Source organism: Sphingomonas alpina, from assembly GCF_014490665.1.
Taxonomy (GTDB): Bacteria; Pseudomonadota; Alphaproteobacteria; order Sphingomonadales; family Sphingomonadaceae; genus Sphingomonas; species Sphingomonas alpina.
Genome location: NZ_CP061038.1, coordinates 1,172,133 through 1,198,313, shown reverse-complemented (window position 1 = coordinate 1,198,313; position 26,181 = coordinate 1,172,133). Strand labels below are relative to the sequence as shown.

23 protein-coding genes and 3 tRNA genes are annotated in these 26,181 nt (G+C 63.1%); 11 read left to right on the top strand and 15 right to left on the bottom strand.

Translation table 11 applies throughout. The features are described 5' to 3' along the window. Positions 1 to 62: 62 nt before the first annotated feature. Positions 63 to 1,007 (bottom strand): LysR substrate-binding domain-containing protein, encoded by a 945-nt coding sequence (locus H3Z74_RS05530; RefSeq protein WP_187762951.1) that lies wholly within the window; start codon positions 1,005 to 1,007, stop codon positions 63 to 65. Positions 1,008 to 1,088: 81 nt separating this feature from the next. Between H3Z74_RS05530 and H3Z74_RS05525 the strand changes: the two genes are divergently transcribed. The 4 genes from H3Z74_RS05525 (at position 1,089) to purC (ending at position 4,146) form a co-directional block, all read left to right on the top strand. Then, complete coding sequence (locus H3Z74_RS05525) at positions 1,089 to 1,259, top strand: hypothetical protein (protein WP_187762950.1); 171 nt, start codon at positions 1,089 to 1,091, stop codon at positions 1,257 to 1,259. A gap of 167 nt (positions 1,260 to 1,426) precedes the next feature. After that, positions 1,427 to 2,296 (top strand): alpha/beta hydrolase family protein, encoded by an 870-nt coding sequence (locus tag H3Z74_RS05520; RefSeq protein ID WP_229726912.1) that lies wholly within the window; start codon positions 1,427 to 1,429, stop codon positions 2,294 to 2,296. Between the two features lie 64 nt (positions 2,297 to 2,360). After that, the gene (locus H3Z74_RS05515) at positions 2,361 to 3,242 is read left to right on the top strand and encodes a hypothetical protein (protein WP_187762948.1); all 882 of its coding nucleotides are present in this window, start codon (positions 2,361 to 2,363) and stop codon (positions 3,240 to 3,242) included. A 124-nt stretch (positions 3,243 to 3,366) separates the two neighbouring features. Continuing rightward, complete coding sequence (purC, locus tag H3Z74_RS05510) at positions 3,367 to 4,146, top strand: phosphoribosylaminoimidazolesuccinocarboxamide synthase (protein ID WP_187762947.1); 780 nt, start codon at positions 3,367 to 3,369, stop codon at positions 4,144 to 4,146. 13 nt (positions 4,147 to 4,159) lie between these two features. On the opposite strand, the gene H3Z74_RS05505 is transcribed toward purC, so the two are convergent. Next, on the bottom strand, positions 4,160 to 4,309 hold the full coding sequence (locus tag H3Z74_RS05505) for a hypothetical protein (protein WP_187762946.1): 150 nt from the start codon (positions 4,307 to 4,309) through the stop codon (positions 4,160 to 4,162). A gap of 148 nt (positions 4,310 to 4,457) precedes the next feature. Here H3Z74_RS05505 and purS point away from each other — a divergent pair, with 148 nt between their 5' ends. From purS to H3Z74_RS05485, 4 genes are all read left to right on the top strand, one after another. Next, positions 4,458 to 4,688 carry a phosphoribosylformylglycinamidine synthase subunit PurS gene (gene purS, locus H3Z74_RS05500; RefSeq protein ID WP_187762945.1) on the top strand — a complete coding sequence of 77 codons (231 nt, stop codon included), beginning with the start codon at positions 4,458 to 4,460 and terminating at the stop codon, positions 4,686 to 4,688. Beyond that, complete coding sequence (purQ, locus tag H3Z74_RS05495) at positions 4,685 to 5,353, top strand: phosphoribosylformylglycinamidine synthase subunit PurQ (protein WP_187762944.1); 669 nt, start codon at positions 4,685 to 4,687, stop codon at positions 5,351 to 5,353. Before purS ends, purQ begins: the two co-directional genes overlap by 4 nt. A 147-nt stretch (positions 5,354 to 5,500) precedes the next feature. Next, positions 5,501 to 5,576: transfer RNA gene (locus H3Z74_RS05490), tRNA-Pro, on the top strand. Positions 5,577 to 5,712: 136 nt separating this feature from the next. Beyond that, positions 5,713 to 5,783 (top strand) — tRNA-Cys (locus H3Z74_RS05485). A gap of 17 nt (positions 5,784 to 5,800) precedes the next feature. Here H3Z74_RS05485 and H3Z74_RS05480 read toward each other — a convergent pair. Then, the gene (locus tag H3Z74_RS05480; RefSeq protein ID WP_187762943.1) at positions 5,801 to 6,130 is read right to left on the bottom strand and encodes a hypothetical protein; all 330 of its coding nucleotides are present in this window, start codon (positions 6,128 to 6,130) and stop codon (positions 5,801 to 5,803) included. After that, positions 6,127 to 6,876 carry a queuosine precursor transporter gene (locus H3Z74_RS05475; RefSeq protein ID WP_187762942.1) on the bottom strand — a complete coding sequence of 250 codons (750 nt, stop codon included), beginning with the start codon at positions 6,874 to 6,876 and terminating at the stop codon, positions 6,127 to 6,129. Before H3Z74_RS05475 ends, H3Z74_RS05480 begins: the two co-directional genes overlap by 4 nt. A 58-nt stretch (positions 6,877 to 6,934) precedes the next feature. On the opposite strand from H3Z74_RS05475, the gene H3Z74_RS05470 reads away from it, so the two are divergent. Next, positions 6,935 to 7,011 (top strand) — tRNA-Arg (locus H3Z74_RS05470). A 40-nt stretch (positions 7,012 to 7,051) separates the two neighbouring features. On the opposite strand, the gene H3Z74_RS05465 is transcribed toward H3Z74_RS05470, so the two are convergent. Both H3Z74_RS05465 and H3Z74_RS05460 read right to left on the bottom strand, forming a co-directional pair. Continuing rightward, on the bottom strand, positions 7,052 to 7,636 hold the full coding sequence (locus tag H3Z74_RS05465; protein WP_229726911.1) for a TetR/AcrR family transcriptional regulator: 585 nt from the start codon (positions 7,634 to 7,636) through the stop codon (positions 7,052 to 7,054). A 135-nt stretch (positions 7,637 to 7,771) separates the two neighbouring features. Then, entirely contained in the window at positions 7,772 to 8,788 is a 1,017-nt protein-coding gene (locus tag H3Z74_RS05460; RefSeq protein ID WP_187762940.1) for an NAD-dependent epimerase/dehydratase family protein, read from the bottom strand. Between the two features lie 284 nt (positions 8,789 to 9,072). Here H3Z74_RS05460 and H3Z74_RS05455 point away from each other — a divergent pair, with 284 nt between their 5' ends. Then, the gene (locus H3Z74_RS05455) at positions 9,073 to 11,817 is read left to right on the top strand and encodes a TonB-dependent receptor domain-containing protein (protein ID WP_187762939.1); all 2,745 of its coding nucleotides are present in this window, start codon (positions 9,073 to 9,075) and stop codon (positions 11,815 to 11,817) included. A gap of 665 nt (positions 11,818 to 12,482) precedes the next feature. Here the strand turns inward: H3Z74_RS05455 and H3Z74_RS05450 are convergent. The 9 genes from H3Z74_RS05450 to H3Z74_RS05410 form a co-directional block, all read right to left on the bottom strand. Next, a complete protein-coding gene (locus tag H3Z74_RS05450) occupies positions 12,483 to 14,465 on the bottom strand; it encodes a serine hydrolase domain-containing protein (protein WP_187762938.1) in 1,983 nt (660 codons plus the stop codon). Between the two features lie 363 nt (positions 14,466 to 14,828). Next, positions 14,829 to 16,136 (bottom strand): metal-dependent hydrolase family protein, encoded by a 1,308-nt coding sequence (locus H3Z74_RS05445; RefSeq protein WP_187762937.1) that lies wholly within the window; start codon positions 16,134 to 16,136, stop codon positions 14,829 to 14,831. A gap of 41 nt (positions 16,137 to 16,177) precedes the next feature. Continuing rightward, positions 16,178 to 17,188 (bottom strand): dipeptide epimerase, encoded by a 1,011-nt coding sequence (locus H3Z74_RS05440; protein WP_187762936.1) that lies wholly within the window; start codon positions 17,186 to 17,188, stop codon positions 16,178 to 16,180. 41 nt (positions 17,189 to 17,229) lie between these two features. Next, complete coding sequence (locus tag H3Z74_RS05435; protein ID WP_187762935.1) at positions 17,230 to 18,663, bottom strand: serine hydrolase domain-containing protein; 1,434 nt, start codon at positions 18,661 to 18,663, stop codon at positions 17,230 to 17,232. A 174-nt stretch (positions 18,664 to 18,837) separates the two neighbouring features. Further along, on the bottom strand, positions 18,838 to 20,466 hold the full coding sequence (locus tag H3Z74_RS05430) for an N-acyl-D-amino-acid deacylase family protein (protein WP_187762934.1): 1,629 nt from the start codon (positions 20,464 to 20,466) through the stop codon (positions 18,838 to 18,840). Positions 20,467 to 20,504: 38 nt separating this feature from the next. Next, positions 20,505 to 21,590, bottom strand: a complete 1,086-nt coding sequence (locus H3Z74_RS05425) for an alpha/beta fold hydrolase (RefSeq protein ID WP_229726910.1) — start codon at positions 21,588 to 21,590, stop codon at positions 20,505 to 20,507. Further along, positions 21,587 to 22,756: a YkvI family membrane protein gene (locus H3Z74_RS05420; RefSeq protein ID WP_187762932.1), complete on the bottom strand. Its 1,170-nt coding sequence runs from the start codon at positions 22,754 to 22,756 to the stop codon at positions 21,587 to 21,589. Before H3Z74_RS05420 ends, H3Z74_RS05425 begins: the two co-directional genes overlap by 4 nt. Next, the gene (locus H3Z74_RS05415) at positions 22,753 to 23,802 is read right to left on the bottom strand and encodes a DUF1611 domain-containing protein (protein WP_187762931.1); all 1,050 of its coding nucleotides are present in this window, start codon (positions 23,800 to 23,802) and stop codon (positions 22,753 to 22,755) included. The genes H3Z74_RS05420 and H3Z74_RS05415 overlap by 4 nt, the downstream gene beginning before the upstream one ends. A gap of 457 nt (positions 23,803 to 24,259) precedes the next feature. Beyond that, positions 24,260 to 24,922, bottom strand: a complete 663-nt coding sequence (locus tag H3Z74_RS05410; RefSeq protein ID WP_187762930.1) for a helix-turn-helix domain-containing protein — start codon at positions 24,920 to 24,922, stop codon at positions 24,260 to 24,262. A gap of 103 nt (positions 24,923 to 25,025) precedes the next feature. Between H3Z74_RS05410 and bla the strand changes: the two genes are divergently transcribed. Then, entirely contained in the window at positions 25,026 to 26,177 is a 1,152-nt protein-coding gene (gene bla, locus H3Z74_RS05405) for a class A beta-lactamase (protein ID WP_187762929.1), read from the top strand. Positions 26,178 to 26,181: the final 4 nt, after the last annotated feature.

Below are 26,181 nucleotides of genomic sequence, written 5' to 3'. Positions count from 1 at the left end.
CGAAGTCGCGTGCCGAAAAACATCCCGCATTGCGCCAAAGCGTCGCTTCACGAATTGGCGGATCACCCCTTTGGCGGCAGCGCATCCAGCCCGCGGTCGCGCGCGATCTCGCTCACCAGCCAGTCGCGGAAACGCCGGATCTTGGGCGTGTTGCGGCGATGCTCGGGATAGACCAGCCAATAGGCATAGCCGCGCGTCGACGCCTGATCCGACAGCCGCACCAGCCGCCCCTCGGCAATGTCGTTGCGCCAGAAGAAGGGCGTGAGCATCGCCACGCCCTGCCCGGCCATGGCGGCATGACCCTCATGCGCTTGCGAATCGAGCCGCACGCCGAGCCGCGGCGGGCCCTGGGGAACATCGATGCCCGCTTCGCGCAACCATAGCGACCACCACGTATCCTGCGGGCTGATCTGCGGCAGGGAGGTCAGGTCGGCGGGCAGGATCTTGCCGCCATGCTGGGCGAGGAAATCCGGGCTGCACATCGGCGTGAAGTCGATCGGCAGCAGCAATTCCCGGGCAAGGTCCGGCCATTCCCCCTGCCCCGTGCGGATCGCCACATCGACATCGCCCGACACGAAATCGCTCAACACGTCGCTGGTCAGCAACCGCACCGCCATGTCCGAATACGCCATCTGGAACCCGCCCAGCCGCCATGCGAGCCAGGTATTGGCGAAGGTGTTGGTGGTGGACACGGTGAGCAATGCCTCATCCTCCGCCCGGATCGAGCCGAAGGCCGAATCGAGGGCGTCGAACGCGCGCACCACCTGGGGCGAAATGCGCCGTCCCGCATCGGTCAGCAGCACGCGCTTTTTTTCGCGACGGAACAGCGGCACGCCGAGCCGCTCCTCGAGCAGTTTGATCTGATAGCTGACCGCGGCCTGAGTCATGCCGAGCTCGACCGAAGCAGCGGTGAAATTCTCGTGACGCGCGGCCGCTTCGAACACGCGGACGGCAGCGAGAGGGGGATGCGGCGCATGGCGAATTGATAAGGTCAGCTTGTTGATCATGTCCAACGATTTGTTGGCGGCGATTCGGCAGGAGCGGCATAACACGAGTGTCGGCAGCACAGCCCGGCAAGGAGACAAGCAATGCGTGACGATTTTCACAGCCAGGCTTGGGCCGACCATCACGGCGACCTGACCGCCTCGATCAATAAGGCCATCCGCAGCTTCATGGCCGGCCTTGAGCGACTCAACGCCCGTCAGTTCGACGCCCCTTGGCGCGCCGGATCGCAGGCGAAGACGAGCCTCAAACATTGATCGCACGATCCGTTGCCGGCCGCCACCAGGTGGCCGGCACGACCAATAGCTGAGCCCGCGCCGACAGCCTGCGGCATAAGCGGACTTCGACAGCGCCCCGGCCGACGACTATGGCAATAGGCATGTTCCGGCTTGCCCTGCTCGCGCTTCTCGCGTTCACCCCGTCCATGACTTCTGCTGCCGACCGGAAATTGCTCACCTGGCCCGACCTGACCGGCCGCACCCAGCCCAGCCCTGACGCGACGATCGCCTATGGCCCCGACCATATGCAGAAGGTCGATGTGTGGCTGCCCGCCGGGAACGGCCCTCACCCAACAGTCTTGATGGTGCATGGCGGCTGCTGGACGACCAGCATCGCCGATCGCAGCCTGATGAACTGGATCGCCGACGATCTGCGCCGCGACGGGATCGCGGTGTGGAATATCGACTATCGTGGCGTCGACCGCAGCGGCGGCGGCTATCCCGGCACCTTTCTCGATGCGGCTGCGGCGGCCGATGCGCTGCGCGACCATGCCGCGCGCTTTCACCTCGATACCAGGCGGATCGTCGCGGTCGGGCATTCGGCCGGCGGGCATCTCGCGCTGTGGCTCGCGGCCCGTCCCAACCTGCCCGAACACAGCCCGCTCCGTCACGGCAAGCCGATCGGGATTGCGCATGTCGTCAGCCTTGGCGGCCTGCCCGACCTCGAAGCGACCGCCGCCAGCCCGGACAATGGCTGCGGCGTCGAGGTGGTCGCGCAACTGGTCGGGGCGCCCTCCGCCACCCGGCCCGACGTTTATGCCGACACCTCCGTCCCGCGCCTGTTGCCGCTTCGCCTGGCGCAGGACCTGGTCAATGGCATTGAGGACAAGATCATCCCGATCCGGCTCGGCACGGGATATGAAGCGCAGGCGAAGAAAGCCGGCGACCGGGCCGTGCTGCACATCGTGCCGAAAACCGGCCATGTCGAACTGGTCGCGCCGGAAAGCGCAGCCTGGCAGGAAAGCAAGCGCCTGATCCGCGACGCGCTCCAGCAAAGAGGTGCGGCAAAGCGTTAGTTTTCCGCGTTGACTTGATGCTCCATCGATGTGATGTTGTATCTAATTCAACGGGAGATCGGCGATGCGTGGCTTGCTGTTGGTATCAATACCCCTCGCGCTTTCAGCCTGCAGCCCCGCTCCCGAGCATCGCGAAGCACCCGTCGCCCAAGCCGACAGCACTGGGGCGCGGGCCAATTATGATCTTGCCGAGTCGCCGCCACCGGGCATTGCGGTGACCGCCGCACCCGGCGTCGCCTTCACCTATCGCTACGCCTTCCGCCTGCCGTCGACGAGCATTTCAGCCTCGCAGGAAGCGCATGCGACAGCGTGCGAGAAGCTCGGCATTGCGCGGTGTCGGATCACCGGCATGCGGTATCGCCTGCTTGGCGAGAACAATATCGAGGCGATGCTGTCGTTCAAGCTCGATCCGGCGATCGCGCGCGAGTTCGGCAAGAATGCCATCGCCCAGGTCACCACGGCCAAGGGCGCGCTGGTCGATGCCGAGATCACCGGCACCGACGCCGGCGCGGAGATCGGCCGGCTCACCACGCAGCGGAGCCGCGCGGCGGATGAGCTGCGCCGTATCGACACCGAGCTGGCCAAACCCAAGCTGAGCGCGAGCGAGCGCGCCGAATTGCAGCGGCAGCGCGCGGAGATCGTACAGACGATCAGCGCGACCGATGACAGCCGGGCCGAACAGCGCGAGAGCCTCGCCACCACGCCGATGACCTTCCAATACGAATCGGGCAAGGCGATCCGCGGCTTCGACGCCAGCGCCCCGCTCAGCAGTGCGCTCGATACCGGGATCGGCTCGGTCCAGATCACCATCGCGGTGGTGCTTGGCCTGATCGCGATCTTCGGCCCGCCGGGCGTGATCATAGTGCTCGGCTGGCTGGCGTGGCGGCGTTTCCGGCCACGCCGCGATCCTGTGCCGGCAAAAGCCGAGGCCATAACCGGCACTTGAGGGTCCAGACCCTAATTGCGCGCCTGGGACGCTTGGCGTATAGCTCTGCCCTTCTGGCCCCGGCCCGCGCACCTGCGCCGCCGGGGCTGTCTTTTCTTGACTTTCTTTTCAGGGGTAACGCCGCATGGCTCGCCGCCGCCAAATCTACGAAGGCAAAGCCAAGATCCTTTACGAGGGTCCGGAGCCGGGGACGTTGATCCAGTATTTCAAGGACGACGCGACTGCGTTCAACGCCCAGAAAAAGGGAACGATCAGCGGCAAGGGCGTGCTCAACAACCGCATCAGCGAACATGTCTTCACCCTGCTCGGGCTGATCGGCGTGCCGACTCACTTCATCCGCCGCCTCAACATGCGCGAACAGCTGATCCGCCAGGTCGAGATCATCCCGGTCGAGGTGGTGATCCGCAACGTCGCGGCGGGCTCGCTGTCGACGCGGCTCGGGATCGAGGAAGGCACGCAACTGCCCCGCACGATCATCGAATATTATTACAAGGACGATGCGCTCGGCGATCCGATGATCACCGACGAACACATCGCCGCGTTCGGCTGGGCCAGCCAGGAGGAGATGCACGACATCGCCGACCTGGCGATTCGCGTGAACGATTTCCTGTGCGGCCTGTTCGCCGGGATCGGTATCCGCCTGGTCGACTTCAAGCTCGAATTCGGCCGCATCTGGGACAATGACTATGCCCGGGTGATCCTGGCCGACGAGATCAGCCCCGATGGCTGCCGCTTGTGGGACATGGAAACCAACGAGAAGCTCGACAAGGACCGCTTCCGTCGCGATCTCGGCGGCGAGGTCGAGGCGTATCAGGAGGTTGCACGGCGACTGGGACTGTTGCCCGAGGGCGTCGACGGCGCGGTGCTCGACCTGGAAAAGCATCGCAAGAGCCGGGGAAAATAGCCCCGGTGCGGGTTCAGCCCTTCACGCGGAACCCGCAGATGATGCCGAACACGAATGCGCTGAACAGAGCGAGTTGAACCCGGCCCGCCGGATCGCTCCAGCCGAAATATTGCCCGCCAAAGGCAAACAGCCCGACGAACATGATCATTGCGAGGGTCGCCATGTCGCAGTTTCCCAGATGGCCCCTCGCCCCAATGCGACTCGCCGACCCCAGCATCACGCGCAATTCGTAAACGAGCGATGAAGCTTGCGGCGCGCGAGCGGCCTCGCCATAGGGTCCGCAGCCCCGCCCAGAGCATCAGGACGCGCATATGAAACTCCGCATCTTCGTCACCCTGAAACCCGGGGTGCTCGACCCGCAGGGCAAGGCAATCCACAAGGCGCTCGACGGCCTTGGCTTTGGCGGCGTCAATGACGTCCGCGCCGGCAAGCTGATCGAACTGGATGTCGCCGACTCGACCGACGACGCCGCGATCGACGAGATGTGCCGCAAGCTGCTCGCCAATACGGTGATCGAGAATTACCGGGTGGAACGAGCATGAAGTCCGCGGTCATCGTCTTTCCCGGATCGAACTGCGACCGCGATCTGGCGGTGGCGATTCGCGATGTCAGCGGCATCGCCCCGACCATGGTATGGCACGGCGATACCGAACTGCCCGACGGCCTTGGCCTGATCGCCCTGCCCGGCGGCTTCTCATACGGCGATTATCTCCGCTCCGGCGCGATGGCCGCACGCTCGCCAATCCTGCGCGCAGTGATCGACGCGGCCGAGCGAGGCGTGCCGGTGCTTGGCGTGTGCAACGGATTTCAGGTGCTGACCGAGGCCGGCCTGCTGCCCGGCGCGCTGATGCGCAATGCCGGGATCGACTTTGTCTGCCGCGACGTGTCGCTGACGGTCGAGAACGCGCAGTCGATCTTTACCAGCCGCTATGCGCAGGGCGAAAAGATCACCGTCCCGGTCGCCCATCATGACGGCAATTACTTCGCCGACGACGCGACGCTCGATCGCATCGAAGGCGAAGGCCGGGTGGCATTCCGTTATGACGGCCAGGTCAATGGATCGGCTCGCAACATCGCCGGCGTGATCAATGCGAGCGGCAATGTGCTGGGCATGATGCCCCATCCCGAGCGCCGCATCGAGGCCGCGCATGGCGGCACCGATGGCCGCCGGCTGTTCGAGGGATTGCTGGAGTTGGTCGGAGCCTGATCGCCCGCCCTCCATTTTTATCCAGATAGGCTCTTGCGCTACTGTGCATTCAGTGGCGTTGAGCCGCCATGTTCTCGATTCCATTCTCCACGCGACCGCACCCGACACCCTGTCGAGATTGACGGACGCATGACTGCGCCCGTCGTTCAGGGTGTAGTTCAATTGGTAGAGCACCTGCTTTGGAAGCGGGAAGTTGCAGGTTCGAGGCCTGCTACCCTGACCATCAAATTCCAATAATGCTGCTGCCTTCAGGTGTGGCCGAACGCAATGGAGTGCGCGGTCGGTTTGTGATGCCGATGTTAGCGGGTGCAAGTCCCGCCGGTCACCCCTGAGGGCAGCAGACGCTTTCCTCGAAGCGCGTCCGGGTGGCGAAATGGAACGCAGCGGATTGCAAATCCGTCATGAGCCGGTTCGATTCCGGCCCCGGACTCCGCGCGCCAGGCGAACCTATCTGGTTTTTCCGGAGCCTCGGAACAGGCTGGTGCGCCGCGCCAGGAACAGGATCACGCTCGGCCAGAAGATCGTGTTCCATAAGTCATGGACATTGGCGGTGTAATTCTGCGCGACGTGGCCGACATAGCGATCGCGAATGTCCCAGATTTCGCCGATCACCGCAGCCGCAGCCACCACGAGCCACGGCTTCCAGCTGCTCAGTCGCCAGCCGAACAGCAAGGCCGATCCGAACAACAGGCCGAGCGCGACATAGACGTGCAGCGCGTCCTTGGCGAGGTGAAGGTTGTTGACCAGCCAGTATTTGGTCGCCTGAAGCGGGCTCAAACGCGTGCCCTGAACGGGGTGAAGTCCGTCCCCTCATCGAACACGTCGATCCCCTCGCGTCGCTTGAGAAAGCCGACCACGGCATAAGTGACCGGGGTCAGGATCACTTCCCAGCCGACCTTCAGCACCCATTGCGTGACCAACACTTTCAGCACCAGGTCCGTGGTCCAGCCTTCCGCATACAGAAAGGCAAGCGGATAGAAGATCAGGCTGTCGATCCCCTGCCCCGCCACGGTCGACCCGATCGTCCGGGTCCAGAGATGCCTGCCCCCGGTCCACAGCTTCATTTTTGCCAGTACGAAGGAATTGACGAATTCGCCGGCCCAGAAGGCACAGAGCGAAGCGAAGACGATGCGCGGCACCTGCCCGAAAATGGTTTCATAGGCCGCCTGATTGCCCCAGCTCGGCGCCGGCGGCAGCGCGACGACCACCCAGGACATGAATGCCATGAACAGCACCGCCGCCGATCCGGCCCAGATCACGCGCCGCGCACGCGCATAGCCGTAAACCTCGGTCAGCACGTCGCCGATCACGTAGGAGATCGGAAAGAACAGGATACCCGCGCCGAATGGCCACTCGCCAATCCCCGGCAGATTGACGGTCGCGACCTTTCCCGCGCCGAGCACGTTCGACAGCAGGATGATCGCGACGAACGCCGCCATCACGAAATCGAAATAGCGAAGCTGCCCGCCGGCAATTTCGCCCGCCGAAACGGGCTTGGGCCCGTCAATTTCCCCATTGCTCATGAATTGAATTATGAAGCCGGTTTCGCCGCCGCGCAATCCGCGCTAACCGGCATCGCACGCGCCCGTAGCTCAGTTGGATAGAGCACGAGACTTCTAATCTTGAGGCCGCAGGTTCGACTCCTGCCGGGCGCGCCATTTTCCGACAGCGACCAGTCGATGCGCGGTCAATAAGGTATCACTCATCCCCTGACGCTGGGTTGCCGAGGATTGCCGCGAACAGCGGGGTCAGCAGATCAATGAGGAGTTTGGGTTCGGCATCGGCGAGCGTGTCGAGCTTCATCATCTGGCGCATCATCTGAAAACCCGCGACAAGGGCGAGCAGCAGCCCCGCACGTTCGGCGGCGTGATTTCCGACGATGGTCCGGCTCGCCGTCGCGTGATGCGCAGCGGCAATGCGCTCGCGGGCAATGCGCGCGGCGGTATCGCTCGATGCCGACCGGAACAGGATCAGGAAGCCATCGAGCGGATGTTCCCCGCTCGCGGTCAGGTCGACCAACGCTTCGGCAAAGGCGCGGGCGATGTCGGGCGCGGCGAGATTGTCGGGCGAGAGGATGATGGGATCGCGCATGCTGTCGGCGACGACTTCACCGAACAAGCCTTCTTTCGATCCGAAATATCGGTTCACCATCATCGCGGTGACACCGCCCCCGGCGGCGATCGCACGCACACCCACTCCGTCATAGCCATGCTCGGCGAATGCCCGGCGTGCCGAGGCAAGGATCGCCGCCCTGGTATTTTCGGCCTTGGCGGAACGCTTCACCAGGCGCTCAGGCTCTCTCATTCGGCATTTTCCAATCGCGATGGCATCACGTCCAAGAAGCTGGCCGCACAGGCAATACTGGTGCCCTATTCCTCATGCAGAGATCGGTGCAGCACGCAACATGCCGGTGGTTCGCTAGGCGAGGCCCAGCGCGATCAGGTTGCGCGCGCAATCGTTCAGCGTGACCTCTGCCGGCCTCGGGGAAAAGCCCAGCATCCGTTCGGCCTTGCTCGTGTCCATATCGTTCCGGCGTCCGAGATCGGCCCTGAACATCCGCAGGTCCGAAATGAACAGAGCGAGCAGCCGGAAGACCGAATCGGGCATGCGACGGCCAGGAACCCGCTTCGCATCCGACCCGAGCCCATCGCGCAATATATCGGCGATCTCGCGCATCCAGAGGAACTGGCCGCCGACCAGAAATCGCTCGCCGGGCGCCTGAGGTGCGACAAGCGCGCGGATATGCATATCGGCAAGGTCGCGGACATCGGTGACCGTAAAGCCGAGATTGGGGAGCGCGGGCGGCTGCCCCTTCAGCATGCGCTGGACCACCTGCACCGAGCCAACCGTGTCCGCAAAGAGCAACGGACCCAGGACCGCGCCGGGAAGAATGGTCGTCAGGCTGGTCGTGCCACTCTGGCGCGCCATGAAGTCCCAGGCTGCGCGTTCGGCAAGGATCTTGGACAGACGATATGGGTCGAGATCGGGGATGTCAGGATCGGCCCAGACGGTTTCCCTTGCAGGTCGGTCCTCGCGTGACGATGGACGCGCCGTGGCCGCCGCAGAGGTCATGACGATACGCTTCACCCCGGCGGTGGTCGCCGCCTTGAGGACCCGCAGCGTCCCGTCGCGTGCCGGCGGCACAAGCGCTTCGCGGGTCTGCTGCCCGGAATGTCCCAATGGCGACGCGACGTGAAGCACATGCTCGCAGCCGGTCATTGCATCAGCCCAACCGGAATCGTCGGTGAGGTCTGCTTCGGCGAAGCTCAGACCGGCGACATCATGTCCGACCTTTTCCAGCGCAGACCGAACCCGATCCGCCTTGTCGAGCGATCGAAGCGTAGCTCGAACGGCATGGCCCTGCGACAGAAGCCCGGCAATGCACCAGCTGGCGACATAGCCCGTACCACCCGTGACGAGAATCCTGGCTTTCATATCGACTCCATAACCCTGGCAAACATCAAATGTATACGCGCGTATACTTTGTTTGGCGAAAGAGTCTACAGGTGTCTAATTCCCACCCGGCACCGAGGCAGGATGTTTCACATTTTTCCGAAAATGATAATTATGTCCAAATTGGGATTGCATTCTCTGATGCAACCTGATCTATCGCGATCGCCAAATGTTGAGATCGTGTGCAGCTTCCGATTTTAAAACGAGATGAAGCGCCGCGTGTCGCAGCCAATTTTCCATATCAACAAAAACAAAGGGGGGTATGTATGAAATCCATTCACCTGTTCTGGTACGCCAGCACTGCGCTTTCGATGACCTTGTGCCTTGCGCCGGCATCGGCGCAGACTGCAGATGCCGCGTCCAGCGCGGACAGCGCGTCGATCGCCGAAGCCGTACCGGCCGACGCGACCACGGAAGACGACATCGTGGTGACGAGCTCGCGCATTCAGCGCTCCGGCTTCAATGCACCGACGCCGACCACCGTCATCGGCGAGGCCGAACTGCGTCAGGGCAATCGCCCGAGCGTCGCCCAGGTCTTGAACGATAGTCCCCAGTTCCGCGCCACGTCGACGCCGGCAACGACGACAGGCAACACGACCAGCGGCACCTCGACGGCCGATCTGCGCGGGCTTGGCGCGGTGCGCACGCTGACCTTGCTCAACGGGCACCGCTTCACCGGCGCCAACGATCTCAACATCGTGCCGCAAAACCTGATCAAGCGGGTCGATGTCGTGACCGGCGGCGCATCGGCCGCCTGGGGTTCGGGCGCGGTCGCGGGGGTGGTCAACATCATCCTCGACGATGAGATGAAGGGCTGGCGCATGGGCGCGCAGACCGGTGTTTCCTCGCGCGGCGATACGGCGCGCTACGGCGCCGACATCGCCTGGGGCACGGATTTCGCGGGCGGCCGCGGCCATTTCATGATTTCCGCCGATTATATGCGCGAAGAAGGCGCGTTCGGCCGCAAGAGCCGTCCCAACCTCGAATCAAGCGTGTTCCAGCGTGCCGACGGTCAGCTGATCCTCGCCAACGACGTCAACTACACCATCATCAATCGCGGCGGGTCGGTCCTGCGGCTCAATGCCACGCCCTATAATCTCGTCTTCAATCCCGACGGCAGCGTCGGTCCGCTGCCGCTCGGCAGCCAGACCTCGGGCCAGTTCACGGTCGGCGGCGACGGCCAGAACATCTTTGATTATGTCGCGGTAAGCTCACCGTACCAGCGCAACAATGTCTACGCGCGCGCTACCTTCGACATCACCGATTCGCTGAAGCTCTGGGTGGACGGCAGCTATAGCCGCATGTGGTCGAACTATACCTTCTTCCCGGAAACGCCGGTCGTGGCGATCATGCCCGACAATGCGTTCCTGACCCAGACCGCGCGCAACCAGCTTGCCGCAGCCGGGGTCACCGGGCCGTTCGCGCTGGGCCGGATCCTCGACGATGTCGGCCCCGACCGGATGCTCAACTTCAGATTCTCGCGCCGCAATCTCGAAGGGGCGTTCGGCCTCAAAGGGTCGTTCGGCGATGGCTGGGGTTATGACGCCTATTACGACCATGGCGAGCTCAGGGCCGACCAGTCGCTTTACAATCAGCGGATCACGGCCAAGTTCAACAATGCCGTCGATGCCGTGCTGGTGAACGGCGCGCCGGTGTGCCGCATCAATGCCGATGCCAGCACCACCAATGACGATCCGAACTGCGCACCGATCAATCTGCTCGGCAACGGCAATATTTCGGCGGCCGGTGTCGCCTATGCCTTTGGCGGCACCCACTCCATCGTGACGACCAAGCTTGATGCGGCGGGTGCCAGTGTGCACGGTCAGCCCTTCTCAACCTGGGCCGGCAAGGTCGATATCGCGTTCGGTGCCGATTTCCGTTGGGAGAAGCTCGTCACAAGCCATATCGACGCACTGTCGCAGGCAAAGGCCTTTTCGACACTCAACTCCGCCGCGACCAATGGCAGCTTCAGCGTCAAGGAAGCATTCGGCGAGGTCAACGTGCCGCTGATCGACATCGCGAACGTCATCCATCTCGAGGTCAACGGCGCGGCGCGCTATTCGGACTATAGCACCAGTGGCGGCATCTGGTCGTGGAAGACCGGCGGCACCATGCGGATCGCCAACGACCTGTTGCTGCGCTCAGTCTATTCGCGCGACATCCGCTCGCCCAGCATCACCGAATATTTCCTTAGCCGGGCGACCAACAAGGCCGATCTCTACGATCCCTTCCTCGATGCGACCCAGGCCGGCGTATCGATCTATACCGGTGGCAACCCCAACCTGACGCCGGAAATCTCGCACACGCTGACGCTCGGCGGCTCCTATTCGCCGCATTATGTGCGCGGGTTCAGCCTCTCGGTCGATTATTACGATATCAAGATCGACAATGTGATCACGACGATCACGGCGCCGGACACGCTCAGGCAGTGCAAGGCGGCGAATCCCAACGACCCTACCTGTGGTGGCGTGATCACCCGCGATGCCAACGGCAAGCTCGAATCGCTTACCGCAACCTACCGCAACCTGGTGTCGTACAGCACGCGCGGCCTGGACATCGAAGCATCGTACCGGATGCCGCTGGGCAACGGCAAACTGGGCGTGCGTGTGCTCGCCAATCACATCTTCGACCTGATGATCGCCGATGGCGTCAGGACCAACGATGTCGCCGGCGTCGTTGGCGGGGACACCGCCTTCTCCACGCCGAAATGGCGGGCGACCGGCTCGGTGAACTATGAAATCGGCGGCTTCGGCGCAGATTTGCGCGCCCGCTATGTCGGCGGCGGCATCTACAGCACGCAGCTTGGCGCAAACGGCAAGCAGATCCTGAACAATCAAATCAGCGCCAGGACTTATATCGACCTCGGCCTGCAGTTCAAAACGGGGCCGTTCACGCTGTTCGGCAACGTCAACAATCTGTTCGACGCCGACCCGCCCTATACGCCCTACACCAACCCGAACTACGACGTGATCGGCCGCTATTTCTCGGGTGGCGTCAAATTGAAGTTCTGATCGCTACGACCGCTCCCAAGCGGACTTCATGAGACGGCCATCGGGGCAGCGGTGCGATCCACCGCTGCCCCGAAGCATTTCAGGCCCGAAGAGCCAGCCTATGATGGCCAGTGGCCTGCCACATCCGCTGACTGGCCCAGGGTTGGCCCCTGTTATCCCCTGTTTTCGGCGTTGTATTTTCCCGCCCCTGTTATGTTGGATCCGATTGCCGGATTATGCGCCTGTTTTCAGTGACATGACTGGCCCATCCCCTGTTATGGAAACAGGGGTGGAACAGGGGCAATAACAGGGGCCGTCTTGATCGAAACAGGGGCGATGGTCGCCCGGCGTTTTCGCGGCCATGTGAAAGAGCGGGAAGAGCGCCTGGCCGGCGTCTCGTCTTACCTCCACAGTGCTGCATTATGCCGCTGCGTTGAATCGATGTTGCCGCGGCAAGGGTGCCGCAGATCGATGTTGCCGCGGCAAGGGTGCCGCAGATCGATGTTGCCGCGGCAAGGGTGCCGCCGGGCGATGGAGTTAACTTGCGCCGTCTGTGGACCGAGTTGATCTGTCCTTAGGGGGTTGAGCGAGCGATCCCACACTCCAACCGGCGATGCTTCAGAGTCCGAATTGATCCGGGCGGCAAGCCGAAGTGTTCGGCTACCACCCGGATTTCAGTCCCGACTTTAGAAATTCACCGACATCGACAGCAAGCCGAAGGTCCAGGCGACATACAATACGGTAAGCGTCGCAATCAGGATCAGCACCGCCCAGAGCTTGCCGAACCAGCCGCGCTTTTCCCGCACGGCGAGCAACAGGTTCCAGCCCGCCAGCAGCACGGCGCCGACGAACACGATCAGGCCGATGATCTGCAGCGACCACATCTGCACATCCGAGCGGGACGTCATATTGTCGAGGTTGGAGAGCCAGGCGCTGGCCCAGACCCAGCCGCCAAGCACCGCCAGCACAAGCCCGGACCCGAGCCGTACGCCGCGATAGGCGAGCAGCGAGCGGCCCTGCAATGTGAGTGGCGCCTTGTAGCGGCGGCGGATCAGTGCGGACACCGGCCAGTGCAGCAGGGTGAGCAGCAGGACGCCCATGGCCGCATAGAGCAACGGCAGCAGCCAGGCCGAGGATTGCGACGCGGGTGCGCGATCATAGACCATGAAGGGCGACATGCCGTCCATGCTCCAGCGGACCACCTTCCCATCGACAACCTTGGCGGCGAGCCTCTCATGCCCCCCTACATTGCGCCAAACGAACGGAGCGATCTCGACCCATTTCATCGGCTCGCGATCCATGCCACGGGCAGAGGGAACGATCAGTTCGCCCTTCGGCCCCACCGTGATCGATACCTGGCCCAGCAGCTTGAGCGAGGCAAAGATGGTCGTTTCCGACCGGCGGCTATTCAGCCAGTTGCCAACCATCATCTTCGCGTGCTCGGCCGCGGCCTTCGCATCGACCCTGCCGTCGGCCGGCGCGATATTGGGGAAATAGCGATCGGCGAACCCTTCGAACAATGCACGGCGCACCGAGCCGACCGAGCGATCCTTGCCCATGCTGTTGAACGATGCGTACACGCCGACATTCTCATTCATGAACAGGTGAAGTGCGGTGTGGAAAGCCATCGTATCGCCGAGATGGGCGATGACCTGACGGCCATTGATGTTGGTTTCGAAGAAGCCGAGCTCCATCCGGTTGAGCGGCGGCAACAGAGTGAGTGGGCTATTGTGCATCAGGCGCGCGGTTTCAGGCTTCATCAGCCCCGCCCCCTGGTTGAGGTGCGCCATCATGAAACGAGCCATATCGGTGCCGGATGACGACAGCGCGCCGGCCGGGACGGTCGCCAGGATCTCGAATTTACGCGGCTCTCCCGAGGCCTCCATATAACCGGTGGCCATCAGCGGCAGGAATTGCCCGGGCAGCGGCTGGCGAAAGGTCGAGTGCGCCATGCCGAGCGGCTTGAAAATGCGCTGCTCGACATAGTCGTTGTACGGCATCCCCGACACGCGCTGGACGATATAGCCGGCCAGGGTCGTGGCGTAGTTGGAATAGGACGGCGTCGTGCCGGGGGTAAAGACGCGCCGGGGCAGCCCGTTCTTCACATAGTCGTCCAGCGGGATCAGATATTTCGGATCGTTGAACATGGTATATTTGCCATGTTCCTCGAACCCGGTGGTGTGCGTCATGATCTGGCGCATGGTGACGGGCAGACCGTCCTTCAGCGGAATCCTGAAGTCGAGATATTTGTTCACATCGGCGTCGAGATCGATCTTGCCCGCCTCTACCTGCTGCATGACGGCAGTCCAGGTGAACAGCTTCGATACCGAGCCGGGCCGGAACAGGGTAAGATCGGGGTCGACCGGCTTGCGCGTGGCGACATCGGCATAACCGAAGCCACGCTTGGTCACGATCTGGCCGTCCTTGACCACTACGACCACGCCGCCGGCGACATCGCCCTTGGCGAGCGCATAGGGCAGGAAGCCGTCGAGCCAGCTATCCAGATCCTGCTTCGTCAACGCCTGTCCGCCCGGAGCGGCAACGGGTAGCGATGGGGCGGCCTGCTGCCGGGGCGAGACCGAGGCCGCAGGGGATGGCGCGAGTTGGGCCGCCACACCGCCGCCGATCAGCATCAATGCCAGCGACGCGAGCAACTTGAATGAGCGCATATCCAACGACCCTTCCCTTTCGCTTTCGCGGCCGGAATTGCCAGACCAGATGCGAAGCGCGATCTTTGATAATATTTCTAATTTGGAAATAGTATGATCCCAATTAGAAAATTGTCAACTTGAATTGGGCGTCGAGGATTGCACCAAATTCCCGTCGCCATGGGAATTCTGCGGCGCGCTTGCGGGAAAATCGGGAAATTGCGGAAGCGTTCCTGATGAGCTCGATTCAATCCCTACCCCGGATGCGCCTTACGCGGCATGCTACGCATCCATGTGGGAGGGCAGATATGACAGGCTCGACAGTGACTTGAATCGCGCAAAGCATGCTGGCCGGGTCGGTGATCGCCCCGACCAGCCTGCCCGCTATTCTCCGACCGCGCGCGTCACCACGCCGCCCTTCATGACGAATGCCATCGCCTCGAGCGCCCTGACATCACTGAGCGGGTCGCCTTTCACCGCTACGATGTCGGCAGCCTTGCCCGTGGCGAGCGTACCGATTTCATCCTGGAGGCCGATATGCGTCGCGCCCCAGACTGTCGCCGACCGGATCACTTCGATCGGGGTGAGGCCCGCCTTCGTCATCAGCGCGAATTCGCGGGCATTCTCGCCGTGCGGCGATACGGCGGAATCGGTGCCGAAGGCGATCTTCACACCGCCTTCATGCGCGCGGCGCAGCGCGTCGATCATCAGCGGGCCGACGATCCGTGCCTTGGCGCGAACATTTGCCGGCATCCAGTCGGCAGTTTCCGCCTGCCGCTTGACGGTGTCGCCCGCCAACAGGGTCGGCACGAGATAGCTGCCCTTTGCCTTGAACAGCCGGATCGATTCCGCATCGAGATACGTGCCGTGCTCGACCGAATCGACGCCGGCGCGAAGCGCGGCATTGACCCCGTCGGTGCCGTGCGCATGCGCCGCCACCTTGCGCCCGAGATGATGCGCGGTCTCGACGATCGCGACCAGCTCGGCGTCGCTCATCTGCTGGCCCAGCCCCGCCGCGGTATTGGACATCACGCCGCCGGTCGATGCGGTCTTGATGATGTCGGCCCCGCTCTGCACCGCGAGCCGAACTGCGCGCGCGCATTCATCGGCGCCCGAGCACAGCGTGGGCGCGCGAAACAGGTCGAGGATTTCCTGGCGATAGCCATGGATGTCGCCATGCCCGCCATGCGCCGCGACGCCGCCCGCCGCGATGATCCGCGGCCCCGTCACCTTGCCGGCCGCGATGGCATCGCGCAGCGCGTTGATCGCCAGCGGATCGGCGCCCAGGTCGACGACGGTGGTGAACCCGGCACGGAGCGTGCGCTGCGCATAGACCAGTCCGTCAAAGGCCTGATCGGTCGCCGACTTGGTCACTGCGTCGAGCTGGCTGGTGGGGCCGGACTGGAAGGTGATGTGCACGTGACTGTCGATGAAGCCGGGCATGACGAAGCTGTCGCGCAGGTCGATCACCTTGCCGTCGCCGACAAAGCCGTCGCGGATTTCGACGACGCGGCCGCCCTCGACCACGATCGTCTTGCTGCTCTCGACCCGCCCGCTGGCCGGATCGGCAAGCAGCCGCCCGGCCTGGATATAGGTCCGGGGTGCTGGCTCCCCCTGCCCCGCCGGGCCCTGCGCCGCAAGCGGCTGGACCGCCGTCGCGCACATCATTGCCGCCAATATGGCCGTCTTCATCTGCACCCTCCCCATTCCGTTATCATTGACTGTTTGCGCACTCAGGCGACCGTGCGGCCCCAGATATCCTCGCCGCACCAGGCATTGCCATGTTCATAGCGGATCGACGGGACACGGTCGGCGGCAAGGAAAATCGGGCCGTCGAGATCGACGATGTCGCAGAGCTGCCCAAGCACAAAGGCCGGCCCCATCGCCAGGCTCGACCCGACCATATTGCCGACCATCACACCAAGTCCGAGTTCGCGTGCGCGGCGTGCGATCGCCAGTCCTTCGGTCAGCCCGCCGCATTTATCGAGCTTGATATTGACCACGCTGAACCGGCCGACCAGCCCCTCGACATCGCCAAGGGTCAGCGCGCTTTCATCCGCAGCGAGCGGAATCGGGCATTGATAGCCGTCGAGATCGGCTTCGCGGCCACGTGCCAACGGCTGTTCGAGCAATTGCACATCTGCCGCCACCAGCGCCGCGACCAGCGTGTCGAGATCCCCGATCGCAAAGCCCTGATTGGCGTCCACGCCGATCCAGCATTCCGGCCGTGCCGCGCGCACCGCCTGCACTCGTGCGATATCGGTATCGAGATCGCCAGTGAGCTTGAGCTTCAGCGCGATCGCCTGGGCATAGCTCCGGGCGCCCGCCGCCATGACCTCCGGATCGTCGGCGCCGAGCGTAAAGGTGGTGCGCAGCGGGCAAGGCTGCGGCACGCCCGCGCTTTCCCAGACCGGGGTGCCGCTGCGCCGCGCTTCCAGTTCCCACAGCGCGCAATCGATCGCGTTGCGCGCACCGCCCGCGGGCAGCAATTGCAGCAACTGCTCGCGCGTCGCCCCGGCCCCGACCGCATCGCGCACGCCATCGATCGCGGCGCTCATCGCGGCGACGTCATCGCCGAGATAATAGACCCCCGCTGCCTCACCGCGCCCGATATGGTCGCCATCGGAAATCGTCACCACCACCACCGGGGTTTCTGTGAAGACATGGCCGGAAATGCGGAACGGCTTGGCCAGCGGCAGCGATTCAACCACATAATCGAGCGACAGCCGGGTGCGCACAGTCATTGTCGATAGTCCTTTGGTTTCAGATCATTGGCGGTTTCAGATCATTGAGCGCCCGTACCGGGAGCCAGTGCGGCCACGATGCGGGAGAGATAGGTGTTGTAATCGAAGGTCTGCCCCTCCGGCGTCCAGCCAAGCCGGACGATGACCGCATCACGTGACGGGATCACTGCGACCATCTGATAATTATGCCCCATCGCCATGAAGGTATCGACCGGCAGATCCTTGAACAGCCGGCGGCGTTCCCCGGCATCGTCGCCGCGATTGAGCCAGAATTGCCCACTGTAAAAGGGCCGGGGCGCGGCCGCGGTCGGAGTGTGGACGAAGTCGATCCATGCCGATGACAGCAGCCGCTTTTTCCCCACCATGCCGCCATTCAGATAGAGCTGACCGAACCGCGCCCAGTCGCGCGCGGTGGCATAGGCATAGGAACTGCCGACCGGCACGCCGGATTCATCCGGTTCGATCAGCGTGCTCGTCATGCCGAGAGGTTCGAACAGGCGCTTGCGCGCGAACCGCGTCGCCGCCTCGAGCGACCCGCCAGTCGCGTTGAACACGATGCGCGACAGGATATTGGTCGTGCCCGACGAATAGCTCCACGCCGAACCCGGCGCCTTGTCCTGCGGCAATGCTGCCGCCAGCGCGCCCATATCGGGCGCGGCGAACAGCATGTTGATCGAATCATTGCCGGGCTCATAGCTCTCGACGAAACGCAGGCCGCTCGACATGGTCAGCAGCTGGCGCAAGGTGATCTTGCCGCGCGGATCGCCCGCGCCCTGCCATTCCGGCACCGGCGCCGGTGCATCGAGCTTAAGCACGCCGTCATCGACCAGCAGGCCGACCAATGTGCCGGCTATGCTCTTGCTCGCCGACCAGCCAAGCAATTCGCTATTGCGATCGAAGCCCGGGGCATATTGCTCGGCGACGATCCGCCCGCCCTGCACCACGACGATCGCGCGGGTGTCGGGATATCCGCCCTTGTTCTGCTCGACAAAGGCCTGGTTGACCGCCCGGTCGAGCGCCGCCTTGTCGACCTTTGGCCCCGGCCCCTTTGGCTGGACGTCGCCCAGTGGCCAGGGCTTCGCGGCCTGCGGCTTCAACGGCGCAAGGCCGGCCGATTGGCGCAGCAGCGTGTCGCGGCTGGTCTTGCCGGTCAGCAAGGTGCAGCCCACTGCCGGCCGGTACAATGCCGTGCGCGTCACGGCGCCGGGGGCCGATGCGGTGACGGTGTGATCCTTGCGGTCGACCGCCAGGGTGACCGCTTTGGTGAAGGGCGCGAGCGCCTGGACATCGTCGCGCAGCACATCCGCTTCGGCCCGCCCGGTCACGAAGATCCCGGCGCAGGCGATCTGCGCCGAGACCGCCGTGCCGAGATCGGCGGGGCCGGAAATCGCGGCGGGAACCGGGTCGGCCTGGGCCGGCGCCGAGAACAGCAGCGCCAGGCCCGCAAGACCGGTTCCGGAAATGTGTCGGATCATGCACTCTTCCTTTGTCATGGTATCGCGTGGACGCAGTGACGCCTGACTAACTCATCCCCGTCAGCCCCGCGAAAGCGGGGATCCCGCTGCCTTTCTCGCAGACAGAAGAGAAGAAGCGGGATTCCCGCTTTCGCGGGAATGACAGAAGAAGATGCACTCAAAGCCACATTGGTATCAATCGCCGCAGCTATGGCGGAGCACCTCGCCCTTGCGTGCGCCGGTATGCTTGCCGCCCTCGATCGTGACCGCGCCGTTGACGATCACAGTGTCGATCCCGGTCGGCAGCGCGGTCGGCTTTTCCCAGCTCGCGACATCGTCGAGCTTGGCCAGATCGAAGATCACGATATCGGCATGCATGCCGTCTCGGATCAGGCCGCGATCACTCAACCCCATGCGCTGCGCCGGCCAGCCGGTCATCTTGCGCACCGCGTCTTCCAGCGACAGGATCGGACGGCGCTTCACATATTCGGCGATGACGCGCGGGAAGGTGCCATAAGCGCGCGGATGCGGCAGGCCGAGCGCATCCATGCCACCCAGCTTGACCGATGCGGCCGCATCGCTGCCGATGCTGGTCCAGGGCTGGTGCAACGCGGTTTCGATATCCTTCTCGTTGATCATGAAATAGAGCGCGACGGAGCGGTTGGGCAGCCCCTCGAGCAGGATATCCCATGCCGCATCGGCGGGGTCGCGCTTCAGCGCCGCGCCGATCTTGTCGAAGGTCTGGCCGTGATATTGCGCGTATTTCGCGCTGAAGCCATTGGCGAGCCGCACATTGCTCCAGCCGCCAGAGGCATGGACCAGATTGGACCAGCCCGGCATCGAACCCGCCGCAAGGTCCTTCTTCATCCGCTCGCGCTGTTTGGGATCCCGCAGCCGCGCAATGCCCTTTTCGACACCATCGGCCCAGACCCAGGTCGGCGCAGTGATTTCGAGGCCAGTGCCGCCAGCCGTATAGGGATAGAGATCCGCGGCCACATCCACGCCCCGCGCCCGCGCCGCGTTGATCGCCGCGACCGCCTGCGGCATCAGCTTGCCCCATTCCGGCGCATAGGCGGCCTTGAGATGGAATATCTCGACCTTCACCCCGCCCTTTTCTCCGATCTCGATCGCTTCTTCGATCGCCGGGACGAGCTTCGCACTTTCGTCGCGCATATGCGTTGCATAAAAGCCGTTGCACTGGCCTGCGACCTTGGCGAGCGAGACCAGGTCCGCGGTCGTCTGAAAGCTGCTCGGCGGATAGATCAGCGCGCTGGTGATCCCGAACACGCCTGCGTGCATTGCGGTCCTGACTTCCCCTTGCATCGCCTCGAGCTGCGCGGGAGTCGGCGCGCCCGCGGCATCGCCCATGATCTTTTCCCGCGCCTGATGCGACGCATAGTAAGTGCCGAAATTGACCGAAATACCCTGGCTTTCGAGCTTCTTGAAATAGTTGGAGATCTCCGCGGCATCGACCGGCGTGCCGCCTTCGCCGGCAATGACGGTGGTCACGCCCATGCGCAGCTTGTTCTCGGCATCGCCATTTTCGAGCAGCACGCCGCCCGACTGGTCCATCATGTCGATAAAGCCAGGCGAGACATAACGGCCGGTCGCGTCGATCTCCCGCGTGCCGCGGCCCGCAATCTTGCCGACATGCACCACACGGCCATTCTTGACCGCGATATCCGCACGCACCCAGGGATTGCCGGCGCCATCGAGAACGCGACCGCCACGGATCACGATATCATATTCCGGAGCAGCGTCCGGCGCCGGCGCGTTCGAGACGAGCAGCAGGCATGCCACCGAGCCGAGCAGATAACGCTTCATCATTCCATCTCCCATCACGATTGTTTGAAACTGGCCTCTTACCGGGCCTGATCGTCAGATTTTGGCTTCGCATCGGCACGCACCGTATCGACCACATCCTTGACCGCAGCGATCACGACGTCGGGGCGGTCGATCTGGATGTAATGGGTCGCGTCGGGCACGCTCTGTTCGCGGCCACGCGTCGACAGGCGCGCCTGTTCCTGGTGGAGCGTTTTCCATTCCTGCTTGAAACGGTCGCCGCCCTGGCGCGTCACGCCCATCCCTTTCAGTTGATCCGGGGTCAACGGGGCCATCGCGGTCAGCACGATCACGGGGCGATTGCCGAAACTGCGGACCTGGCGCGCCTGATCCATCGTCCGGTCGAAACCATCGACTTCGGACAGCGCGCCCTTGATCGACGTACCGATATAGGCGGACGCCTTTGCCGTCGCTTCCCGTCGAGGCGCCGGTACCTTGCCGCCCGTCATCAGGAAGCGCACGATACCGGTCCAGGAGAAGGCCGAGGCGGCCTTCATCATGCCGAGATATTGTTTCGGATCGAGATTGGTGTGCACCAGTTTCCCGAGCCGGACGATCTGATCGGGATGGGACGGATCGACCATCACCAGTCCAGCAACCTGATCGCCATATTTCCCGACATAGGTCGTGGTGTACGGGCCACCGATCGAATGCCCGACCAGCACCAGCGGATCGGTGATCCCGGCGCCCTTCAGCGTCGCATGCAGATCCTGGGCGACGGCGGCGGCGTCCTGCGGCGTGGATTTGGCGTCGCTCCACATGATGCCGGCGCGGTCATAGGCACAGGCGCGGGTGAAACTGGCGATCTTGTCATGCACCAGGGTCCAGTCGAGCGACCCACCCGTACCCAGCCCGGCTTCGAAGATGACCGTCGGCGATCCGCTGCCGCGGCAATCGATATGCATACGCCGCCCGCCGATATCGACCAGCTTTCCGGGCGGCGGATAGTTTCTCGCCGCATTCCACCGGCTCAGCGCTTCATAGATTGCGCCCACAACGATCACGAGGATCACCAGCGCAAGCAAGCCCAGTCCGATCCGCTTCAGCCAGCGCTTCACGCGCGAACTCCTGGCGGGCCGGAGTCCCGGATCGCTGATCGGTGTCATGATATTATCCCCTCGACGACGCCTTGGGGCGCCTGTTTCTTTTCGGCTGGATGGCGGCGGATCAGTCGGAAGACGCCGATGGTGAGCAGCGGCACGACATAGATGGCGAGAAAGATATAGGCGAGCGCGCGGTAGCCGCTCGAGATCAGCGCGACCAGGCCGAAGCGATCGGCAACGAACATGCATCCGATCAGCATCCCGGCGGCGATGATTCCGCGCGCCCGGTTGCTCAGCGGTCTGTGCCAGCGTGCGCGCATCGCGGCGTCGATGCGCTCGTTGATCGCGTGGACCGAGCCGGTTCCGCTTTCCAGCAGCGCGGCAAAGATCATCGCCTGAAAGAGCAGATGAAACAGCGGCAGCTCGAGCTGCTTGAGCATGAAATCGGACGGCAGCGTCTCGTGCATGATCGCCGGATAGAAGGCGATCATGCAGATGAAGAAGAGGATCGCCGGCGCCATCGCCAGCGGTCCTGCGACAATCCCCGAGATCACGGCGTCGCGCCGGCTGGTCATGTGGCGCACCACCGGCAGGATCACCACCGCGCCAATGACATTATAGCTGGCATAGGTCAGCCCGCCCAATGCCCAACCGTCGCTTGGTGCCGGAATCCTGAAATTGGTCGCGATCAGATCCCCGAAATCGCTCAGCGCCAGCACCATGAACAGCGCGTAGACACCGTAGAGCAGGAACGAGACATATTTGAACAGCCGTTCGACCGACGCATTGCCGAAGGTCGCGAACAGCGCGATCGACGCCGCGAGGAACAGCGTGCCGATGATCGGCGGCAGGCCGAACATCGCACTGCCGATCGCGCCCGCCGCCGCGCCGAATACCGCGAGTATGAGCGTGACGAACAGGACATAGCCGATCTCGAACGCGATCCAGCCGGGCCCGAGCAGCTTTTCGAAGAAGCTGCGATACTCGAACGTGCCCATCTTGTGCGCGAACGCGAACGTCACCGCACAGATGAGGCTCCACAACAAGGTGGCGAGCAGCATCGCGGCAAGTCCGCCCCACGGCCCGCTCGGCAGGAAGAATTCGGCAAGCTCACGCCCGGTGGCATAGCCGCCACCGATCACCACTGCCTTGAAGGCGAAGCCCGGCAACAGGAAGCGCTGGAACCAGGACGGCCCAGCGTTACCGGCCGTGGCGCTGACCGGATTCATGCAAGACAGCTGTCGATCAGCCGCGCGAACTGGTCGCCGCCGCGGATCGGATCAGCAACGGGAAGGCCAAGCCTGCGGCTTTCCTCAGCCATCACCGCGATCGCTTCTTCTTCTCCGAGATGCGAGGTGTTGAAGGAAAGTCCCGCGCAGCGGATCGCGGGATTGGTCCGGGCGCCAAGCCGCAGGTTGAGATCGATCGTCTCCTCCAGGCTTGGCAGAGCATAGGAATCGGATCCGAGCATGATCGTCCGGCCGGGCTGGTGGCAGACGATGATGACGTCGGGCTGGCTGCCATGGAGCAGACCGAGCGAGACGGCAGCATAAGCGGGATGGAACAGCGAACCCTGCCCTTCGACCACATCCCAATGGTCCGGCGCGGCATCCGGGCTGAGCAATTCGGCGGCACCCGCCTCAAAATCGGAGACCACCGCATCCATCGGAATGCCGCCACCGGCAATCATGATCCCGGTCTGTCCGGAAGCGCGAAAATCTGCGTCGAGCCCACGCGCGACAAGAGCCTGTGACACGGCGAGCGCGGTGTATTTCTTGCCCAGCGCACAATCGGTGCCGACGGTCAGCAGCCGCTTGCCGGTCCGCTTGCGCCCGGTCCCCACGGTCAAGCCAGCCGGCGGATGGCGAACGTCAATGAGCTGCCGCCCAAGCTTCCCGGCGATCGCGGCCAGCCCGGGCACGTCCGCCAGGCGGACATGCATGCCGCTGACGATGTCCAGCCCCGCCTCGAGCGCTTCGATCAGCGCCGACACCCAGATTGCGGGGATCACCCCGCCACTATTGGCGACGCCGATCAGCAACGACCGCGCGCCCCGGGCATGAGCTTCGGCAGGCGTGAGTGCAGGCAGCCCCGTGCTCACCGTCGCCTCAGGCAAGGCATATTCGCCCGTACATTTGTCCGGCGCCCAGTCTCGCAAGCCATAAGCGGTCTTCGCAAACCCGGCCTCGGTCGTGTCGCCCAGGAACAAAAGATAGGGTTGAGGCAGGCGCAGCGCGCTGGCGTCTGCAGTAAAAGGCGTATTGATATTCACCATTCATCCTTGCACATCAAAAAGGAAGATCGGCAGCCAAACTCGCTACCTGGCTGATCCGGGGTCGCCCGGCGAAAGTCGTCAGTTGAGTGGATCGAGACGCCGCAACTACGCTCGCCTTACATTCTCGATCCGATGGATTTCCGTGAGGCCGGCAGCCATTCGACGGCGCAAGGCCCATGACAATGACTGCATTCGCCAGCCCTCCCTGTTATCATCTTTATCCTGATTAGGATCATATTTTCAATATATGATAATTGCAATAGGGTTTTTGGACGCACCAATCCCGCCTGGAGATGTCAGGCCGAAGAAGGATGCCCATAATTGATGAGATTTATGGCGCCTTCGGTCGAGCCGCGGCGCTCTCGGGCGCCATTGGCGCACGCCGAGTCAGCCAATCGATGCGGTGGGACTTGTACCGATAAAGCGGCCGCGCCGAATTTCGGTTTTAGAGACGATCCTAATCGTTGATCGGCTGCAGGGCTGATTTTAGATCATCCTGCGTGGCCGAGCATATCGAAAGAATACGGCACGGACCGTCACCAACGGCCACATATCCATGTCCCATCGCGCCGTCGAAATAGACCGAGTCCCCTTTATTGAGGAGGGACGGTGCATAGAGATCGCAGTAAAATTCGCATTGCCCCTCAAGGACCAGGGCATATTCCTCACCCGGGTGGCGCATCAATTCGCCAAAATCCTCGATCGATCGTACTTTGATGTCGATGATCATTGGATTCAGCGTCTTGTGAAGCAGGTCCGCGGACGGGTAGATATAATTATAGGTCGCAGTGCGGATCGAGGGCCCCTCACCCGCCAGGGTGATGCTGCGACGGCCTGTGGCCGTCCTGCGGGTAACGGGAGACGGCACCCCGGTTGAGAAGAGCCTGGTTATATCGATGTCGAGCCCGCGGCTGATCCGCAGCAATTTTTCGTAGCTGAGCGACATCTTGCCGGTTTCCGCCTTGGACAGCGTGGAGACAGGCATCCCCGTACGCTGGCTGACATCGGCAAGTGTCAGGCCAAGCTCCTTTCGGATTTCTCGCAAGACCGCGCCCGGATTGTCTTCCGCAAGGGCCCGTGGATCACCGTTCGGCGATTCACGAAGACTGGCAGGCCGCATTGCAATCCTTTCACGCGATTTTCTCGATTAGCATATTTGGTACCATTGTCGGCGTGCAGGAAAAACCCGGAAAAACATCCATTTCATTTGCCACGGCAGCCAAATGCACCGCAGCACCAATCGCCCAATCAGGACATCAGTTGACAAAATAGAAAAATTTGAAAGGATCACTGAATTGGGCGGACGGATCTCGCCGGCCCGGTTCGCGCAAAATATGAAAAGGGTCTCCATGAAACGGCAATCTCTCCTGTCCGCAGCCAGTGCGTTCATGCTTCTGGCGGGTTCACCCTTGCTTGCCGCGCCCGCCAAGGCCGCACCGAATGCCAAGACGGTGGACGCCAGGGTGCGATTGGCAGAAGAATTCGCCCGCCTGGCAAAGCAGACCGATGGCAGCGTCGGCGTCGCCGTTCAGCGCGTCGACGGCAATGTCCGGACCACGCTCAATGCCGGCACGACGTTTCCGATGGCCAGCACATTCAAGATTGCCGTGGCCGGGACGATCTTTTCCCGGATCGACAAGGGCGAACTCACCCTTGACCAGATGATCACAGTGGACCCGGCCATCATCGTGGCCTCTGACGGAATCGCCGATCAGACGCCGCATCCCGGCGTGTCGCTGTCACTCCACAATCTGTTGGAGCTCATGCTGACCCGCAGCGACAATACCGCGACGGATATATTGACGGCACAGGCAGGTGGCCCGGCGGCCGTGACCGCATGGCTTCGCGGCCTTGGCGTGACCGGTCAACGAGTCGACGCCGACACGGCCCATATCATCTACCGCGCTCTAGATATCGTACCGGGACCCGGAACCTTTGCCGAGCAGATCGAAGCCGCTTTTGCGGCAGATCCCTCCAAGCGCGAGCGGGACACGAGCGGGAGACCGAACAAACCCTTCAATGATGATTCCCGCGACAGCTCGACACCGGAAGCGATGCTTGATCTGTTGCTGAAGATTCAGTCGGGCAAGGCCGTCAGCGCCGCCAGTACCAAGGCGCTGCTCGCGATCATGGAACGCTGCCATACGGGAGAAAAGCGTCTCAAGGGTTTGCTCCCCCTCGGCACCGTGGTCGCGCACAAGACCGGTACCTTGATGAGCATTGCCAACGACGTCGGCCTGGTCACCCTGCCCGATGGAAGCAAGTTCGCGATCGCCGTCTATATCAAGGGGGATACCAAAGGCATCGAGGTGCAGGAGCGGGTGATCGCCGACATTTCGCGCGCTGCCTATGACTATTTCCTTCTGGTCGGCTGAGGCC

Coding starts and splice junctions, on each gene's coding strand:
- H3Z74_RS05530 (WP_187762951.1), bottom strand. CDS start 1,007: ATGATCAACAAGCTGACCTTATCAATTCGCCATGCGCCGCATCCCCCT.
- H3Z74_RS05525 (WP_187762950.1), top strand. CDS start 1,089: ATGCGTGACGATTTTCACAGCCAGGCTTGGGCCGACCATCACGGCGAC.
- H3Z74_RS05520 (WP_229726912.1), top strand. CDS start 1,427: ATGACTTCTGCTGCCGACCGGAAATTGCTCACCTGGCCCGACCTGACC.
- H3Z74_RS05515 (WP_187762948.1), top strand. CDS start 2,361: ATGCGTGGCTTGCTGTTGGTATCAATACCCCTCGCGCTTTCAGCCTGC.
- purC (WP_187762947.1), top strand. CDS start 3,367: ATGGCTCGCCGCCGCCAAATCTACGAAGGCAAAGCCAAGATCCTTTAC.
- H3Z74_RS05505 (WP_187762946.1), bottom strand. CDS start 4,309: ATGGCGACCCTCGCAATGATCATGTTCGTCGGGCTGTTTGCCTTTGGC.
- purS (WP_187762945.1), top strand. CDS start 4,458: ATGAAACTCCGCATCTTCGTCACCCTGAAACCCGGGGTGCTCGACCCG.
- purQ (WP_187762944.1), top strand. CDS start 4,685: ATGAAGTCCGCGGTCATCGTCTTTCCCGGATCGAACTGCGACCGCGAT.
- H3Z74_RS05475 (WP_187762942.1), bottom strand. CDS start 6,876: ATGAGCAATGGGGAAATTGACGGGCCCAAGCCCGTTTCGGCGGGCGAA.
- H3Z74_RS05460 (WP_187762940.1), bottom strand. CDS start 8,788: ATGAAAGCCAGGATTCTCGTCACGGGTGGTACGGGCTATGTCGCCAGC.
- H3Z74_RS05455 (WP_187762939.1), top strand. CDS start 9,073: ATGAAATCCATTCACCTGTTCTGGTACGCCAGCACTGCGCTTTCGATG.
- H3Z74_RS05450 (WP_187762938.1), bottom strand. CDS start 14,465: ATGCGCTCATTCAAGTTGCTCGCGTCGCTGGCATTGATGCTGATCGGC.
- H3Z74_RS05445 (WP_187762937.1), bottom strand. CDS start 16,136: ATGAAGACGGCCATATTGGCGGCAATGATGTGCGCGACGGCGGTCCAG.
- H3Z74_RS05440 (WP_187762936.1), bottom strand. CDS start 17,188: ATGACTGTGCGCACCCGGCTGTCGCTCGATTATGTGGTTGAATCGCTG.
- H3Z74_RS05435 (WP_187762935.1), bottom strand. CDS start 18,663: ATGATCCGACACATTTCCGGAACCGGTCTTGCGGGCCTGGCGCTGCTG.
- H3Z74_RS05430 (WP_187762934.1), bottom strand. CDS start 20,466: ATGAAGCGTTATCTGCTCGGCTCGGTGGCATGCCTGCTGCTCGTCTCG.
- H3Z74_RS05425 (WP_229726910.1), bottom strand. CDS start 21,590: ATGACACCGATCAGCGATCCGGGACTCCGGCCCGCCAGGAGTTCGCGC.
- H3Z74_RS05420 (WP_187762932.1), bottom strand. CDS start 22,756: ATGAATCCGGTCAGCGCCACGGCCGGTAACGCTGGGCCGTCCTGGTTC.
- H3Z74_RS05415 (WP_187762931.1), bottom strand. CDS start 23,802: ATGGTGAATATCAATACGCCTTTTACTGCAGACGCCAGCGCGCTGCGC.
- H3Z74_RS05410 (WP_187762930.1), bottom strand. CDS start 24,922: ATGCGGCCTGCCAGTCTTCGTGAATCGCCGAACGGTGATCCACGGGCC.
- bla (WP_187762929.1), top strand. CDS start 25,026: ATGCACCGCAGCACCAATCGCCCAATCAGGACATCAGTTGACAAAATA.